The organism is Oceanobacillus sp. FSL K6-2867, assembly GCF_037963145.1.
Lineage (GTDB): Bacteria > Bacillota > Bacilli > Bacillales > Amphibacillaceae > Oceanobacillus.
In genome coordinates, this window is the sequence record NZ_CP150144.1 from 3531784 (window position 1) to 3548992 (window position 17209).

Genomic DNA, 17209 nt, shown 5'->3' on the forward strand with positions numbered 1-17209 from the left:
ATGATTACAAGAAAAGGAGAAAAATAGTCTTTCTTTCAAGAAGCGGCAGAAATTGTGATAAACTAGTGAATAGTTCTTATAAAATGGAGATGTCATGGATGAGTTTATTTCTGAATATTATTGTACCGATTATGGCAGTTTTTGCTTCAGGCTTTATATTACAAAGAATTCGTATTCTGGATGTAAAGTCAATATCAGCTATATCACTTTACATACTGTCGCCAGCTCTTATATTTGTAACATTATATGATACAGAGTTTAATAGTGGCTATATGGTGATTGTTATTTATATGCTTGTACTATTCTACATAATGGTAGGCATCAATAAGATACTGGCCAAAGTTTTTAAATGGGAGCCGAATACAGAAAGTGCATCAATTCTGGCTTCAGGTTTTATGAATTCAGGTAATTATGGCTTGCCTGTTGTATTGTATACGGTAGGTAATGCTGCATTGCCATATGCTATTTTCATCATGGTGGTTCAAGCATTGCAAAATAACTTTTTTGGTGTTTACTATGCTTCAAGAAGTAAAAGTGGTTTTCGGCGTGCTTTTGAAAATGTATTGAAAATGCCTACCACTTATGCAGCGATTTTGGCATTTATTTTTCAGTTTTTTTCGATTGAAATTCCCGATTCCGTTCATTCAACATTGGATATGGTTGGAAGTGCGGCTATTCCAGTAATGATGATTATGCTTGGGATGCAGCTTGCTTCCCTAACAGCACTGAAACTCAATTGGCAGGTTGTTATATCTGCTGTAACCTTAAAAATGATTGCTGCACCCATTATTGGACTAATTTTTGTTTCTGTTTTTAATGTAGATCCGGTAATTTCTGCTGTTATTGTTATTATTTCAGCAATGCCAACAGCTGCTACAACAACTATGTATGCCATTGAATTTGATACAGAGCCAGACCTGGTTTCGAGTATTACATTTATAGCAACACTAGTTAGTATTGTCACGCTTAGTATTCTATTAAATATTATTATCTAACCCAATGTTTTATCTGGAGTTATATGGGGAAACTTGTTATTAAACTCAAACATTCCAAAAAGGGAGATTAATATGATTCGAACAATACTAATGATAATTGGAGCAATCGTAGTAATTGGGTTCATTATCTCATTGCTTTAAATAATGAACTCGTAACAAGCCCACAGACAATCCGTCTCGGGCTTTTTTGTACTTGTAAGTGAATATGACTAGGTTTATGCGTGTATTCATTGTGATTTTTGCTATAATTGAAAAAAAGATAAATAAGGAGGGTATTCGGGATGAATTTAGAGCTAAAAGGAAAGTCAGTGATAGTAACAGCAGCAAGTAAAGGGCTTGGAAAGGCAATTGCAAAAGAATTTGCAAAGGAAGGTGCTCATGTTTTATTAAGCAGCAGGAATGAAGGTTCATTAGAGCTTGCAGTCAAGGAAATTAAACAAGAAACAGGAAATGAACAGATTGATTATGCTGTTTGCGATATGAAGGATTCAGAGGCGATTGATCGACTTGTTGAAAAAGCATTATCATGGAATGGCACAATCGATGTGCTCATTAATAATGCAGGAGGACCACCGGCTGGGTCATTTATGGAAATGACGGATGAAGATTGGTATCACGCATTTGAATTAAATCTGCTCAGCTTTGTCCGGACAATAAGAGCGGTCGTTCCATTCATGCAAAAACAAAACCGTGGTCATATTGTAAACCTTGCATCATCATCGATAAAACAAAGTCTCGACCAATTGGTACTATCGAATACGATGCGTCCAGGTATCGTTGGACTTGCTAAAACATTGGCACAGGAATTAAGTGCTGATAATATTTTAGTCAATACAGTTGGTCCAGGAACCGTTGAAACAGATCGGATACTTGAGCTGTATAAGGTAAGAGCGGAAAAGCGTCATGCAAGTGTTGAATCAATCATAGAAGAATCCGAGAATCAGATTCCGATGAAACGATTTGGCCAGCCAGAGGAGTTTGCGAAGGCAGTTGTCTTCTTAGCGTCTGGAGCAAATACATACATTACAGGACAGTCATTAATTATTGATGGTGGACAAGTGAAAGCATTGTAACCGATCAGCAAAACGGATCAGGCAATTAAGCCTGATCCATTTTTGTACGTGCACATTTATCGAATATTTGGTATAACCCTTAAAAAATATTAAAAATCCCGATTGCAATTAAAATAACGGGTGGCAGAAAGGTTAGGCGCTGCAGTTTTTCTTGCTGTGATAAAAAAATTCCTAGCTTCATACCGAAAAATAAAAAGAAACCACTCATACACGCTGTAAGGACGGCAGTAAGTGCAGGAGAATACCCAAGCATTGATGCACCTATTCCAGCACCAAATGCATCCAGCGCGAGGGCTAACCCAAGCAGAAATGCTTCACCAGCTGAAATGGAACCAGATTGATCTAAATCTGCTTTATCAGGAGTTGTCATTACAGTTTTAATATCTTCTATTCTTGTTGTGTGAACCTTCTTAGTAGCATTCGCGTTTACTAATTTCGCCCGGATAACATTTATAAATGAAAATAAACCGATCGCAATTAAAATAATACCTCCAAGTATTTTTGCCACTTCTTTTGAGATGAAAAAGCTAAGCAAATCGCCAACCAGCATGGATGTATAAACGATAATACCTGAACAAAGCATAATGATGCCTAATGCAATAGCAGGTACTTTGATTTTTCGCAGTCCATAAGTGATTCCAACGCCGAAACCATCTAAACTAACTGCTGTAACTAATAAGAGTAATCCAGTATAATAAAGCATCTAACCATATCCTTTACAAGATTCTAGATTATAGTATGGAAAGGATGGTTACGTTGTGCTTGCAGTAATCAGTCTGCACGAAACACTTAATTTGTGATAAAGTAGCTGTAGATGTTTTTTGGTTTTTAAAGAAAAGAAGAAAGTGATCTCCCGATTGGATTGTTCATATAGAGAGGATTTTTTGATGAGTAAAATAGTTGTATTAGCAGAGAAACCATCTGTGGGTCGTGACATTGCAAGGGTGCTTGGATGTACGAAAAAGGGGAATGGTTATCTTGAAGGTTCGAAATATATTGTAACGTGGGCACTTGGTCATCTGGTTACATTAGCAGATCCGGAAGTCTACGATGATAAATATAAAACATGGCGTATGGAAGATTTGCCGATGCTCCCGCCGAAATTAAAGCCAGTCGTTATTAAGAAGACAGGCAAACAATTTCAGGTTGTCAAATCCCAGTTAACACGCAAGGACGTCAGTGAAGTCGTTATTGCTACCGATGCCGGACGTGAAGGGGAGCTGGTTGCCCGCTGGATCTTGGAAAAGGCCCGAATTAAGAAGCCGATTAAACGTTTATGGATTTCTTCGGTTACCGATAAAGCGATACGTGATGGTTTTAAAAATCTCAAGCCTGGTGCAAAGTATGTGCATTTGTATGAATCGGCAGTAGCAAGGTCTGAAGCTGATTGGTATGTTGGCCTGAATGCAACACGTGCATTAACGACAAAGCATAATGCTCAATTGTCCAGTGGCCGAGTTCAAACGCCAACACTTGCGATGATTGCTGCAAGAGAGCAGGAAATCAAAGAGTTTAAGCCAAGGAAATATTACGGTATTGAAGCCAGAACAGACAAAGTATTTAAATTAACTTGGCTGGATGAAAAAAATAATTCACGTATTTTTTCCGAAGATAAAGCAGAACGTCTACAAATTCAGTTGAAAAATAAGCCCGCAACTGTTGTCCAAGTTGATAAACAGCATAAGAAGAAGTTTGCGCCACAGCTTTATGACTTGACGGAATTACAGCGAGACGCAAACCGAATCTTTAATTTTTCCGGGAAACAAACGTTGTCGATTATGCAAAAGCTTTATGAACAGCATAAGGTTCTGACATATCCACGGACCGATTCACGAGTGATTTCATCTGATATTGTTCCTACATTAAAGGTTCGTGTAAAAGCTTGTGGCGTAGATGAATACGCAAAATCAGCTGCGAAAATTCTAAAGAAGGATTTGAAGCTCTCCAAGGCTGTCGTCGATAATGCGAAGGTATCGGATCACCACGCGATTATCCCAACGGAACAGCCGGTCTTATTAGCAGACCTGGATGATAGGGAAGTTAAAATTTATGATCTTGTTGTGAAACGTTTTCTTGCCGTGCTTTCAGATGCCTATGAATTTGAGCAAACAACCATTACAGCTGAAATTGATTCAGAACGATTTATTGCAAAAGGAAAAGTGATTAAAAAATTAGGCTGGAAAGAAATATACAGCAATCGCAAAGATGACGATGATCATCAAGATGACCAGCGTTTGCCGGCTGTGCATAAAGGTAATGAACTAACGAATATTCGTATTTCCCGGACCGAAGGAGAAACGAAGCCGCCCGAACGATTTACGGAAGGTTCCTTGTTGCAGGCGATGGAAAATCCGGTGCGTTACATGAGCTCGGATGAAAAGCATTTGGCAAAAACAATCAATCAAACAGGTGGCATTGGAACGGTGGCGACAAGGGCAGATATTATTGAAAAATTATTTAATAATATGTACATGGAACTGAAAGGAAAATATATTCATTTAACTCCAACTGGTCGTCAGCTGCTTGATCTTGTACCAGAGGATTTGCGTTCTCCGGCCTTGACAGCTGAATGGGAACAGAAGCTTGCCTTAATTGCAGAGGGTAAGCTTGCAAAGGAAAAGTTTATTTCTGAGATTAAAACCTATACAAAAGAAGCTGTTCAGGAGATCAAAAACAGTGGAGATACGTTTAAGCACGATAATATGACAGGAACGAAATGTCCAAGTTGTGGAAAACTTATGCTGGAAATTAAGAATAAACAAGGTCGCAAGCTTGTTTGCCAGGATCGTTCTTGTGGTCATAAGAAAAATATTGCCAAACAAACAAACGCACGCTGTCCAAACTGCCATAAGCGCATGGAGCTTCGAGGTGAAGGAGATGGGCAAATGTTTATGTGCAAATGTGGTCACAGAGAAAAGCTATCCACATTTAATGCGCGTAAACAAGAAGAGAAAAAGCATAAAGTATCGAAAAAGGATGTAAATAAGTATTTGAAAAAACAGGATGATGGCTTTAAGAACAATGCACTCGCTGATGCATTAGCGAAGATGAAGAAATAGAAGTCAGGGATAGCTTATAATGTTAAGCTATCCCTTTTTCTGTGTTGTTCTTATTAATACTTCTTTTCCTCCAAAACATTATGATACTCATCTTGTATTTCGACAATGCTTGGTGTATTTTCATGTGCCAGCTGTTCTGCTACCTCAATAGCTTCTGACTTTGTGTCGTAGACTTCCTCTGGTGCAACGTCCTCCAATTTAACAAACCAAGCACTTGCATCAACATTCGGTGTGACACTGTACGTTTTCAATTAAAAAAACTCCTTTATTTCATAAGTTGTTATTTATTTTCCCATATCTATCCTTTCTAAAACATTGCAGCAATAAAGTAGAACTAGCATTTGGCTGACTTATTTATTGGAAGGTTTAATATATTGAAAATTCACTATTGACATTCTTTATTGTGCAGTTGTAAGCTATATATAATAACTTGTAATACTAAGTATGCTGAATGGAATTATAAAAAGAATATTCCAGTGAGCCGGCATAACAAAATTGCAAATATGCAAAGCAAGTAATGTGTAAACATTGAATGTATATCAATAAACGATCTACCAACTAACTTATAATACTAAGTATATTCAATTTAGCTGATAAAGAGCATATCATCAGGACTGAAATTTTAACTTTTGAATAAAGAATGGAGGGTTATTGAAAATGGTTAATTTAACAAAGGAAGGACTATTCAGCAATAAATTAATGGAGGAAATCAGAGAGAAGTTTGCTTTTATTGATTCGGATCCGATCACCAAGAAAAAACGTTTATTTTTTGACAATGCTGGAGGATCTTTCAGATTAAAAAGTGCAGTGGAAAAGTTCTCGGAGTTCGATATGTTTCCTGATCATCCACAGCGTGAACATGAAGCAGCTAGATACCTGGCGGAAATTGAAGAAAGGGGAATCGAGGACATACGAATAATCTTTAATGGAAAAACTGGAAGTATTTCACCTTATCTTACTGCTTCCCAAGCCATTTTTGATATAACTGGTGTCATTACTGAAAATATTGATGGAACAAATATTGTGACTACTGAATTAGAACATCCTTCTGCATTTGATTCGGCAAAGTTTTATGCAAATAAGCTTGGAAAGGAATTACGCACAGCTAAGACAAACCCTATTACAGGTGGAGTTGATGTGGAAGAAATAACAAAACTCATTGACGATAATACTTGTCTATTGACTGTAATTTATGCATCGAACATTTCAGGTGCTATTTTAGACATTGAGACGATTGTGAGAGAGGCAAGAAAGATTAAACCAAATCTGTATATTATTGTCGATTCTGTACAGCATGCCCCACACGGAATTATTGATATGGAAAAAACTCCTGTGGATGCTATGAATTTTGCACCATATAAATTTTTTGGAATAAGGGGCTGCGGAATTGCCTATCTTTCCGAAAGAGCTGCGAAACTTCCTCATCACAGTTTAAATGGGAAAAGTGAAGGTGATTGGCAGCTTGGCAGCCCTGCACCAGCCCATTTTGCTGCAATAAGTGAAATTGTTAATTATGTCTGCTGGATCGGAAGTCAATTTTCCAATGAAAAAGATAAGAGAATTTTATATGTGGAAGGAATGAGACGGATTGCTCTCCATGAGAGAACACTTCTGGAAGTATTGCTTAATGGAACAGAAAGAGTGAAAGGATTAAGGAATATTATGGGAGTTACTGTCCATCTTGACTATGAAGATTTATCCAAAAGAGATTTGATTGTTGCTATAACTATCGATAATTTAGATTTTAAAGAAGCTGTTAGACAATATGAAAAAGAAAACGTGATTGTATATGAGCGAGTAGCATCCAGTATTTATTCGAAAAGGATGTTAGAGTCATTCGGAATGACTGGTTCAATAAGGATTTCTCCTTTACACTGCAACAGTGTGGAAGAGGTAGAAGAATTGTTGGAGGTAACACAAAAAATTGCTGAGAGAAGTGTTGCAGTTTCTCGTTCTGAATGATTTTAAAAGATGATTCTTCAATAGAAATTAAATAGATTTTAATTTAAATAAGAGAATTAGAGAGGAGAATTTGAATGAGTTTGATAAAAGAAAAGTTCTTAAAGCTGGGTGCAGAATTTGCACCTGGGCAAGAGGTGCGACAAGATACGAGTGAAATAAAATTGCGAGGTGAAAAAATCCCGGGTACACCGGTTGACTTCTCACATGGTGATGTAGACGCATTTGAACCAATTCCTGGTTCCCTTGATAGATTCATAGATGGAGTACATGTTGGAGGTAAGCAGGCTTATACAGAGTATCGGGGGAGTAAATTGATCCGAGAAAATGTAGCCGAAAAGCTTTCTAAATTTACGGGTACAACTATTAATGCGGAACGAAATTTTATCATAACTCCAGGTACACAAGGAGCACTTTTCCTGGCAATGGGGTCTGTAATTTCCAGAGGTGACAAAGTCGCTATTGTGGTTCCAGATTATTTTGCTAATAGAAAACTGGTTGAGTTTTTTGATGGTGAAGTTATTCCTATAGAGATGGACTACCTAACTGCAAATACTAATGCAGGTTTAAATTTAAATCAATTAGAATCCGCTTTTAAAGCTGGAGTAAAACTCTTTTTATTCTCAAATCCTAACAATCCAACTGGGGTGATTTATTCACCTGAAGAAATTGGCAGCATTGCCGAGCTGGCACAGCAGTATGAAGCAACTGTTATCGTGGATCAACTATATTCACGGCAGCTGTTTGAAGGAAGAACTTATACACACCTTTCCGCACAGAATTTAATGGATCCTGAAAACGTAATCACAATCATGGGGCCATCAAAAACAGAGTCACTAAGTGGTTACAGATTAGGCGTGGCATTCGGTTCATCGCAAATTATTGAGCGTATGGAAAAGCTTCAGGCTATCGTATCTCTTCGGGCAGCTGGTTATAGTCAAGCGGTGTTGAAGTCTTGGTTTGATGAACCAGCAGGATGGATGGAGAAACGAATTTCCGACCATCAAGCAATACGCGATGATCTGATTGCGAAGTTCCGTGGTTCAGAAGGTTTTCAGGTTAGAGTTACTGAAGCAGGCAGCTATCTCTTTCCGAAGCTTCCAAAATTGGATGTTACCATTGGAGAATTTGTGAAAATACTTCGCGTACAGGCAAATGTTACTGTAACACCAGGTTCAGAATTTGGTCCACAATTCACGGATAGTTTCCGCATCAACTTTTCCCAGGACCATCAAGCGGCTGTTACTGCCATTGAACGACTGATTAGAATTGTGGAGGTATATCGCAAATGAGTATTTTTGAGAATAAAAGAAATCCTATTCCACAGGGGAATTACGTTCCGGCATCCCGATTCGAAAATATTATTTATACAGCCGGAATGACCCCAAGAAAAAACGGCGTTTTGATACAAACCGGAAAAGTCTGTGCTGAGCTATCAATAGATACGTATAAAGAGGCAGTAAGGCAAGCCGTTGAAAATGCATTAACGGCAGCTGCGAATATGCTTGCTAAAGGTGAACGGCTGGAGAAAATTCTTGGGCTTACGATTTATATTAATGCGGAGGACACATACCAAGCCCATTCAAGTCTAGCAGATTTTGCTTCGGAATACCTGCACGAAAAATTGGGTGAGACAGGGATCGGCAGCCGAGCGGCGGTTGGAGTTGCTTCCTTGCCCGGTAATGCGCCTGTTGAAATTCAAATCATGGCTGGTGTTTCAAAATGAAGCAACAGTGCAAGTAAAGCCAATTGATATGATTACGCATAAACCAGGGCATATGTTTATAACGGATTTGATTGATGAAACCTTAACTATCCTATAAAATAAAATAGAATTATTAAGCACTTATTTCAATCATAAACGATCCACCTTATCAAGATGGTTCATGCACTGAGGAAGTGAAAGTACAATGAACAGCTCATTTAATAAAAAACCCATATACAGAGTTATCTATGACACGATAGCAGAGAAGATTGACAGTTCCACCTATAAAGTAGGGGATGCCTTACCATCAGAAAGTGAAATGGAAAAAATGTTTCAAGCCAGTCGCACCCCTGTCAGGCAAGCATTAAATAAACTGGAATCTGATGGATTAATTTATCGTTCTCAGGGAAAGGGCTCCTTTGTAGCAAATAGAAAGCCTATCGGCCATTGGACAACGATGACAGGGTTTAATCATATTTATCTGAAAGATTGGAAAAAGATATCAGCCCGAACAATAGAGGTTACAAAAAAAATGTCTCCTTATTATGCAAGTTTACTTGAGATTAACAGTAATGAAGAAATGATTCACCTGAAACGGATTCGTACAGATGAAGGTGAACCTGTAATTTATTTGGAGCACTTTTCGCATCCTGATTTATCAATTGAGATGTTTCAAAAAGACCCTTCTTTTATTTCGATTGATCAGCTATTAAAAGATGAAAAGGGTATTATATTTACAACTATAAATGAGTATATAGAGGCTATTTCAGCAGATTCTCAATTAGCAGAACATCTGCAAGTCGATAAAGGGCAGTCTATTCTAAAAAGTACAAGGGTTTCTTATGATAATAGATCTGTTCCCTTAGACGTAACAATTATTTATCTTAGATCAGAAAAATGGAAATATGCAATAGAATTTAACCGAAGGATACAGTGATAACGGTCTACCTAGCAAGATTTAAATACTAAAATGAGGAAAAAAATATATCTTGAGATCATTTGTCGAAACTTCGAGTCAAATGGTTTACTTCAAGCCGTTTAAGCATTATCATTTAGTAGAGAGAAAGTGATGTATGCAAAGTAAGGAGGTAAACTATTAATGGCTTTTGTAATACTGGATCCATGTGGACCGGAAAAGGCAGCAGAATGCGTAAGTGTCTGCCCGGTTGATTGTATAGAAGAAGGACCAGATCAGTTCTATATTGACCCTGATATTTGCATTGACTGTGGTGCATGTAAAGCAGTTTGTCCAGTTTCAGCGATCGAGGAAGAATACGATTTGACTCCTGATCAAGAAGTATTTTTAGAAAAGGCGGAGGAATTTTTCGCAAATAGATAGATTTATTGGACAGAAGACGAAAAGTTCCAGAACAATTGTCTATCTGTCCGACCAGCAGTGCTGTTAAATTGGTAAAGCTAAATATGATGTATTAAATTAATCATCCCCGCTAGTTACAGCAGCAAGATTGCGAAGTGTTCCAGTGGGGATGTTATTTGTATTTAGTGAGAAAATTATGTAGCAATATGTTAAGTAATGTACAATGTTAGAGATGCATTTCATTAAAAGATTGATTCTCATTCAGCTTTTGAAGCATACCAACTTCATGTTCACTGCTTCTATCGCAAAGAAGACCATTATCTGCTCTAATTAAGTTTATTGCATCCATAACTTCATGTTGCCGGGTGTCATTCCTTTTCTTCGATTGAAGTGATATCTTACTTGACAGAAGCGATATGCCCATCATTTCATTGTGTTTTTCCAATGACTGATCCAATAGTCTTAACTTATCTGTCTGTTCTTGACCCATTTAATTCTCGTCGTTGTGACGAGATTATAACTTACATTTATATTTTATCTTCATTTTTAACTTCTTCTGCTAAATTACTGGCAATCCAACGCTTTGCTGTTGTTTCATCAATTTCATATACTTTGCCTGCTCGCAGCAATTCACCATGATAGGCTGTCTGTACATTCATTTTTACCTTCATTATTTAGGACCTCTTTCTATTTTTTTCTAGTTTTAGTATACATGAAAATGGTGTTTTTTTGGTTTAAAAATAAAAAAAGTTAGATTGCTGTGTCAAAGCTAGCCTGCAATTCGACTTTAACCTTTATTATTTGAAAAATCCACCCTTTGCAAATTTTTTTATTTGTGGTAAAGTAATGATAAGTAAATACGTAGCGTTATTCACTAGGGGAACCCTTGATAAGGGCTGAGAAAAAAGTAGTTACTTTGAAACCCTCAAAACCTGAACAGGCTAGCACCTGCGTAGGAATGTGGCAAGGGCGAATTGTATTGTTAATTTCATTATACAAATACGATACCACTTTCTATGCAGAAAAGTGGTTTTTTTGTGTACATAAAAATTGTAATTGCATGGTCGGTTAATGATTTCTGTACTATGTCTGAAAGAAAGGGTGATTTGGATGAAGTTAATTGCTGTAACCGGAGACAGCATGACTGTTGATAAGCTAGCCGATACTATTGCAGCCATCAAGGACAAGATCGATTTCCTTCAAATTCGTGAAAAATCAAAAACAGCTCGTGAAATTTTTCAGCTGCTGGACTATTTGCGAATGAATGGTGTCAATAAAGAAAAAATAATCCTAAATGATCGGCTTGATATTGCACTCCTTAGAGATATTCCGAATCTTCATCTGCCAGAGCATGGATTACCAGTAAAAATAGTCAAGGAACAATATCCGCATCTAAGGGTTGGCTGCAGTGTTCATTCATTCGAAAAAGCGAAAGAAGCTGAAGCGGATGGGGCGGATTATGTAATATATGGTCATTGTTTTGAGACAAGCAGTAAAAGCGGAATACCTCCGAATGGGATTTTGCCAATTGAACAAATGAAAAGAAAACTCCACATCCCTGTTTATGGCATTGGAGGAATTTCATTAAATGAGGTGTCATTAATGAAACAGTCAAAAGCAGATGGGATTGCAATTATGTCCGGCATTTTCCATGCGGATGCACCAAGCGTGATGGCAAAAAAATATAGGGAGGCAATTTCAAAATGAAACAGCATTATGAAGCAGTTGTAATAGGCGGTGGTATTATTGGGTGTTCAATAGCCTACTATTTAGCAAAAGAAAAGGTCGATGTTGCGTTATTTGAAAAAGGAAGAATTGGTTCGATGACTACAAGCGCTGCGGCTGGTATGCTCGGGGCTCATTCTGAAAGCAATGGCGAGGATGCGATGTTTTCGTTTGCCAGATCGAGTCAACAAGCATACTTTAGGTTGAAGGATGAGCTTTATCGATTAAGCGGCATTGATATTGGGTACAAAGAAGGTGGAATATTAAAGCTTGTATTTTCAGATACAGATAAGCATCAGCTTACTTCGCTTCTGAAGCAGCCAACTGCAGAATGGTTGAATGAGGAAGAAGTAAAGAAAAGGGAGCCAATGATTGCTCCAAATATATTAGGAGCAGCATATATAAAGGATGATGTGAGTATAATGCCGGATAAAACCTGTGAAAGCTTTGCTAAAAGTGCTCGAGCCCTTGGTGCATCCATTATTGAAAGCAATGATGTTTATCAAGTGGAAAAGAAAGATGGCAACTATCTTGTCCGAACAATGCAAGGTGATGTCGAAGCAAATTATGTTGTCTTTGCTACAGGTGTATATGGTAATGGGCTATTTAAGCAAATTGGATTAGATGAAGAGCTTATACCAATTAAAGGTGAAAGTTTAATCGTTCACAGTGAACAGCATGTATTAAAGCACACCCTGTTTCATGAAAGCTGTTATATCGTTCCTAGAAATAATGGAAAGCTCGTTATTGGTGCAACAATGACCGGGAAGGATTGGAGTGATACTGTAAGCCTTGAAGGAATCAAGTTTTTAATTGAAAAGGCAAAAGCCATGCTTCCATCTGCAATCGAATGGAATATCGATCACGTTCAGGCAGGCTTACGACCAGGAACGTTTGATGGTTACCCATTTATCGGAAGTCATCCAAAGGAAGAAAGGATACTTATTGCATGTGGTCATTACCGAAATGGAATTTTACTTGCCCCAGCAACAGGAGAAATGATTCGTAATTTTATTATTGGAAAAGACATAAATAACGAATGGATGCAGACATTTCGTGTAGATCGTCGTCAAAGCATAGTAGTTTAGGAGGTGATAAAAATGAAATTTCAGCTGAATGGGAAACAGGTGGAGCTTCCAGAATTAGTGGATTCAGTGGGGAAACTTTTGACACACTATCAGCTGCAATCAAGAATTGCTGTTGTAGAGGTAAATAAGGAAATTGTTATGAAGGAAGAATACGAAACCAAAATGCTTTTCAATGGGGATGTTGTAGAAATTATTCATTTTGTAGGAGGAGGATGATTATGTTAACCATTGCTAATCGTACATTCCAATCTCGTCTATTATTAGGCACAGGGAAGTACCCATCATTTGAGGTTCAAAAAGAAGCAGTAGCAGTATCGGAAACAGAAATTTTAACGTTTGCTGTTAGAAGAATGAATATTTTTGAAGCAAGTCAGCCTAATTTCCTGGAACAATTGGACTTAACTAAGTATACATTACTTCCGAACACAGCTGGAGCAAGTACGGCCGAGGAGGCTGTCCGTATAGCGAAACTAGCAAAAGCCTCTGGTTTATGTGACATGATTAAGGTAGAGATAATTGGGGATCAGCGCACGCTTTTGCCAGATCCAGTAGAAACCTTAAAAGCATCCGAAATGCTCCTTGAGGAAGGCTTTATCGTTCTGCCATATACGTCAGATGATGTTGTCTTGGCGAAGCGTCTGGAGGATTTGGGAGTGCATGCTGTTATGCCAGGTGCAAGTCCCATTGGTTCGGGAAAGGGAATCATTAATCCTTTAAATCTAGCATTTATTATTGAACAATCCAATGTACCCGTAATTGTTGATGCGGGAATTGGTTCTCCTAAGGATGTAGCATATGCAATGGAGCTTGGAGCAGATGGAGTGCTTTTAAATACTGCGGTTTCTGGAGCAAAAAATCCAATCAAGATGGCGAAAGCTGTAAAATATGCGTTGGAAGCTGGCAGGCTGGGTTATGAAGCGGGAAGAATAGAAGAAAAAGACTATGCAGTGGCAAGCAGTCCGACAACAGGGATGGTAGGAACGTGAAAACCCGCTACTCCCGCCAAGAATTATTTTTAGGAAAGGAATCACAAAAGAAAGTAGAAGCTGGAAGTGTTATTATCATCGGAGCAGGTGCATTGGGCTCCAGCAGTGCAGAAATGCTTGTACGAGCAGGTGTTGGTAAACTTACAATTGTTGATAGGGATTATGTTGAATGGAGTAATTTACAACGACAGCAATTATATGGAGAAGCGGATGTCCGGAATAAGCTGCCTAAAGCATTCGCGGCCAAGAAGAGACTTGAGCAAATCAATAGTGGGATAGAGATTAATAGCCTTATTGAGGATGTCCATGGTTTAAATATTGAAGAAATGATAAAGAATCATGATATTATTCTCGATGCTACGGATAATTTTGAAACACGGTTAATCGTAAATGATGCAGCCGTTAAACATGGTATTCCATTTATCATGGGGGCATGTGTTTCAAGTTACGGTTCCACTTTTCCGGTTATTCCAAATGTGACACCTTGTTTGCATTGTTTGCTAAATCATTTACCGGTGGATGGCATGACGTGTGAGACGGTAGGCGTAATCAGTCCAATTGTTCAAATGGTTACTGCAACACAAGTAACCTATGCTTTAAAGATTTTAACTGGAGCCCAGATATCGCCAATGCTCAGGTCGCTTGATATTTGGAAGGATGAAAAGGCAGAAATAGATGTGACACGTCTTAAAAATAGCCATTGTCCAACATGTGGGGAGCAACCAACATACCCTTACTTGAAATTTGAGAATCAAATGAAATCTGATGTGTTATGTGGAAGAGATGCGGTCCAAATTCGACCTCCTGCTGCAAGAGTGTTTGAATTAAAAGTCTTCATGGATAGGTTAAAAGGAAATGCCACAAACCTGATAATCAATCCTTTCTTACTTTCCTGTAGTTTTGGGGAATTTCGGATTGTTTTCTTTCGGGACGGGCGTGCAATTGTACATGGAACACATGATAAAAGAATAGCCCGTTCCGTTTATTCTCGCCTTTTGCAGTATTATTCAGAGTAAAATAAGCGTTTCTTATAGCCCTGGACTTTAACGTTGTTAAAGACCAAGGCTATTCAATGTATGTTCATAAATCCATCGCTGATCTTCAATATTCACGTACTATTGCCTTTAAAATAAATCAAAAATATATAAATTACCAATGTGCAATCGTTTTCCTCGCGATGATTCCTTATTTAATAAACAATTTGTGTTATACACCAATAGTAAATCTAGATTCCAAATAATAAATAATTGCTCTTTTTTATTTGCCATGCTACTATAATAATCAATTAGTGCAAACGTTTTCGTAAGTGTTATGCAAAAATAACGATAAACTTAATCTTTAATATTGAATGGGAAATCGCCTAAATTCATGGGTGCTGTTCAGAAAATAAAATGAAAAGTTAAGGGCCGGGCTAGATTGATCAGGATCATGAAAAAAGTAAAGGTTGTTAAAGGAATGAAGGCATAATCTATGGATATAATAGAAGTTTATCACCTTTTGCATTCTGTAAACTTAAAAATTCATTCCAATTAGCAACAAAAAACAGGGGGATAATGATGAAAAAAATATGGTGGAAAGAAGCAACCGCTTATCAAGTATACCCGCGAAGCTTTATGGACTCAAACGGAGATGGTATTGGAGATATCCAAGGAGTTATTTCAAAGCTTGATTACCTGAGGGAACTTGGCATTGATGTGATTTGGATAAGTCCAATTTATCAATCTCCAAATGATGATAATGGCTATGATATTAGTGATTATCAAGCAATCATGGGTGAATTCGGTACGATGGCAGACTTTGACCAACTACTTGATGCTGCCCATCATCGTGGAATGAAACTAATTATGGATTTGGTTATAAACCATACATCTGATGAGCATCCATGGTTTATTGAGTCACGTGCATCGAAAGATAATCCGTATCGAGATTATTATATTTGGCATCCAGGTAAAAAAGGGCAGGAGCCAAATAACTGGGAGTCAATCTTTGGTGGATCGGCATGGGAATACAATGAAGAAACAAAGGATTATTATCTGCATGTGTTCTCCAAAAAACAGCCAGATTTAAATTGGGAGAATCCAATTGTTCGAAATGAGCTGTATACAATGGTAAATTGGTGGCTTGATAAAGGTATTGATGGGTTTCGAGTGGATGCGATTTCCCATATTAAAAAGATTGCAGGATTCCCAGATTTGCCAAACCCAGAAAAAAAGAAATACGTTCCTTCCTATAAGGGTCATATGAATCGTCAAGGTATTCAAGTGTTTTTAGCGGAATTAAAAGAGAAAACCTTTGCTAATTATGACATTATGACTGTTGGGGAAGCCAATGGCGTAGCTTTGGATGAAGCAGAAGAGTGGGTCGGTGAAGAGAAAGGGAAATTCGATATGATTTTCCAATTTGAGCATTTAGACCTTTGGGGGAAGCATACCAGTACAGGTTTGGATATACATGCTTTAAAGAAGACATTGACCAAATGGCAAAAAGGTTTAGAAGGAACTGGCTGGAATGCGTTATTTTTAGAAAACCATGACCAGCCCCGCTCCCTTTCAACATGGGGTAATAGTGAGGAATATCGTGTGGTATCAGCTAAAAGCTTAGCTACAATGTTTTTTCTTATGCAAGGAACGCCCTTTATTTATCAGGGACAGGAAATTGGGATGACGAATGTTCAGTTTTCATCCATTGATGATTATGATGACGTTGGAATGAGAAATTATTATTACGAAGAGTTAAGTAAAGGAACGCCAGTCGAAAAAATCATGGAGGTGATTTGGAAAACTGGTCGTGATAATTCAAGGACACCCATGCAATGGACGAATGAAAAGCATGCCGGTTTTACGGATGGGACACCATGGATGAAAGTGAATCCGAACTATACGGAAATAAATGTAAAAAGAGATATGCAAAATCCGAATTCAATCTATCATTATTATAAAAAACTAATTAAGTTGAGAAAAGAGAATAGCGTTTTTATTTATGGCAACTACGATTTAATTTTAGATAAGCATGACTATGTATATGCATATACGAGAACATTGAATGATGAGGCTGTTATCATTATGACCAACTTGTTTGCGAAACAGGTGGAGATAGAGCTTCCTGCAGAGTTGAAGTCTAAGAAGAAAAAATTATTGCTGTGTAATTATAATGAGTCAAAAGCAAATGTAATGAGACCATATGAGGCTAGAGTTTATCGATTGGGCTAGCTTGTTCCAGAAGAGGGCGAATATATAGTTTTGTCCTCTTTTAATAAGACTTAATGAATAACGTTTGCGCAAATTAATAAAAAATAGAAAAT

18 protein-coding genes and 1 riboswitch are annotated in these 17209 nt (G+C 37.7%); of the genes, 14 read left to right on the plus strand and 4 right to left on the minus strand.

The genetic code is table 11. The features are described from left to right. Positions 1–98: 98 nt before the first annotated feature. Together NSQ77_RS17010 and NSQ77_RS17015 are read left to right on the plus strand one after the other, a co-directional pair. Entirely contained in the window at positions 99–995 is an 897-nt protein-coding gene (locus NSQ77_RS17010; protein ID WP_339227244.1) for an AEC family transporter, read from the plus strand. 281 nt (positions 996–1276) lie between these two features. Beyond that, positions 1277–2068 carry an SDR family oxidoreductase gene (locus tag NSQ77_RS17015; protein ID WP_339227246.1) on the plus strand — a complete coding sequence of 264 codons (792 nt, stop codon included), beginning with the start codon at positions 1277–1279 and terminating at the stop codon, positions 2066–2068. 79 nt (positions 2069–2147) lie between these two features. On the opposite strand, the gene ytaF is transcribed toward NSQ77_RS17015, so the two are convergent. Next, positions 2148–2771, minus strand: a complete 624-nt coding sequence (gene ytaF, locus NSQ77_RS17020) for a sporulation membrane protein YtaF (RefSeq protein WP_339227248.1) — start codon at positions 2769–2771, stop codon at positions 2148–2150. Positions 2772–2955: 184 nt separating this feature from the next. On the opposite strand from ytaF, the gene NSQ77_RS17025 reads away from it, so the two are divergent. Further along, positions 2956–5127 (plus strand): DNA topoisomerase III, encoded by a 2172-nt coding sequence (locus NSQ77_RS17025; protein ID WP_339227250.1) that lies wholly within the window; start codon positions 2956–2958, stop codon positions 5125–5127. 53 nt (positions 5128–5180) lie between these two features. On the opposite strand, the gene NSQ77_RS17030 is transcribed toward NSQ77_RS17025, so the two are convergent. Continuing rightward, positions 5181–5378, minus strand: coding sequence for a DUF2188 domain-containing protein (locus NSQ77_RS17030; protein ID WP_339227252.1), 198 nt, complete (start codon positions 5376–5378; stop codon positions 5181–5183). A gap of 406 nt (positions 5379–5784) precedes the next feature. Here NSQ77_RS17030 and NSQ77_RS17035 point away from each other — a divergent pair, with 406 nt between their 5' ends. The 5 genes from NSQ77_RS17035 to NSQ77_RS17055 all read left to right on the plus strand — a co-directional run bounded on the left by NSQ77_RS17035 (position 5785) and on the right by NSQ77_RS17055 (position 10130). After that, positions 5785–7089 carry an aminotransferase class V-fold PLP-dependent enzyme gene (locus NSQ77_RS17035; protein ID WP_339227254.1) on the plus strand — a complete coding sequence of 435 codons (1305 nt, stop codon included), beginning with the start codon at positions 5785–5787 and terminating at the stop codon, positions 7087–7089. Between the two features lie 74 nt (positions 7090–7163). After that, a complete protein-coding gene (locus NSQ77_RS17040; RefSeq protein ID WP_339227256.1) occupies positions 7164–8378 on the plus strand; it encodes a pyridoxal phosphate-dependent aminotransferase in 1215 nt (404 codons plus the stop codon). Further along, the gene (locus NSQ77_RS17045) at positions 8375–8812 is read left to right on the plus strand and encodes a RidA family protein (RefSeq protein WP_339227258.1); all 438 of its coding nucleotides are present in this window, start codon (positions 8375–8377) and stop codon (positions 8810–8812) included. The genes NSQ77_RS17040 and NSQ77_RS17045 overlap by 4 nt, the downstream gene beginning before the upstream one ends. Positions 8813–8996: 184 nt before the next feature. Continuing rightward, positions 8997–9728, plus strand: coding sequence for a GntR family transcriptional regulator (locus NSQ77_RS17050; protein ID WP_339227259.1), 732 nt, complete (start codon positions 8997–8999; stop codon positions 9726–9728). Between the two features lie 162 nt (positions 9729–9890). Beyond that, complete coding sequence (locus NSQ77_RS17055) at positions 9891–10130, plus strand: 4Fe-4S binding protein (RefSeq protein ID WP_095310664.1); 240 nt, start codon at positions 9891–9893, stop codon at positions 10128–10130. A 205-nt stretch (positions 10131–10335) separates the two neighbouring features. Here NSQ77_RS17055 and NSQ77_RS17060 read toward each other — a convergent pair whose 3' ends face one another. Continuing rightward, the gene (locus NSQ77_RS17060) at positions 10336–10599 is read right to left on the minus strand and encodes a hypothetical protein (RefSeq protein ID WP_339227262.1); all 264 of its coding nucleotides are present in this window, start codon (positions 10597–10599) and stop codon (positions 10336–10338) included. 37 nt (positions 10600–10636) lie between these two features. After that, complete coding sequence (locus tag NSQ77_RS17065) at positions 10637–10780, minus strand: hypothetical protein (RefSeq protein WP_339227263.1); 144 nt, start codon at positions 10778–10780, stop codon at positions 10637–10639. 195 nt (positions 10781–10975) lie between these two features. Beyond that, positions 10976–11085: riboswitch (TPP riboswitch) on the plus strand. Positions 11086–11219: 134 nt separating this feature from the next. Between NSQ77_RS17065 and NSQ77_RS17070 the strand changes: the two genes are divergently transcribed. The 6 genes from NSQ77_RS17070 to NSQ77_RS17095 all read left to right on the plus strand — a co-directional run bounded on the left by NSQ77_RS17070 (position 11220) and on the right by NSQ77_RS17095 (position 17117). Beyond that, positions 11220–11816 (plus strand): thiamine phosphate synthase, encoded by a 597-nt coding sequence (locus NSQ77_RS17070; protein WP_339227264.1) that lies wholly within the window; start codon positions 11220–11222, stop codon positions 11814–11816. Next, positions 11813–12922 carry a glycine oxidase ThiO gene (gene thiO / locus NSQ77_RS17075; RefSeq protein WP_339227265.1) on the plus strand — a complete coding sequence of 370 codons (1110 nt, stop codon included), beginning with the start codon at positions 11813–11815 and terminating at the stop codon, positions 12920–12922. The genes NSQ77_RS17070 and thiO overlap by 4 nt, the downstream gene beginning before the upstream one ends. A gap of 12 nt (positions 12923–12934) precedes the next feature. After that, complete coding sequence (thiS, locus tag NSQ77_RS17080; protein ID WP_339227267.1) at positions 12935–13138, plus strand: sulfur carrier protein ThiS; 204 nt, start codon at positions 12935–12937, stop codon at positions 13136–13138. Then, positions 13135–13908 carry a thiazole synthase gene (locus NSQ77_RS17085; RefSeq protein WP_339227268.1) on the plus strand — a complete coding sequence of 258 codons (774 nt, stop codon included), beginning with the start codon at positions 13135–13137 and terminating at the stop codon, positions 13906–13908. The genes thiS and NSQ77_RS17085 overlap by 4 nt, the downstream gene beginning before the upstream one ends. Next, positions 13905–14924 carry a ThiF family adenylyltransferase gene (locus NSQ77_RS17090; protein ID WP_339227269.1) on the plus strand — a complete coding sequence of 340 codons (1020 nt, stop codon included), beginning with the start codon at positions 13905–13907 and terminating at the stop codon, positions 14922–14924. Before NSQ77_RS17085 ends, NSQ77_RS17090 begins: the two co-directional genes overlap by 4 nt. A 540-nt stretch (positions 14925–15464) precedes the next feature. Further along, complete coding sequence (locus tag NSQ77_RS17095) at positions 15465–17117, plus strand: alpha-glucosidase (RefSeq protein WP_339227270.1); 1653 nt, start codon at positions 15465–15467, stop codon at positions 17115–17117. Positions 17118–17209: the final 92 nt, after the last annotated feature.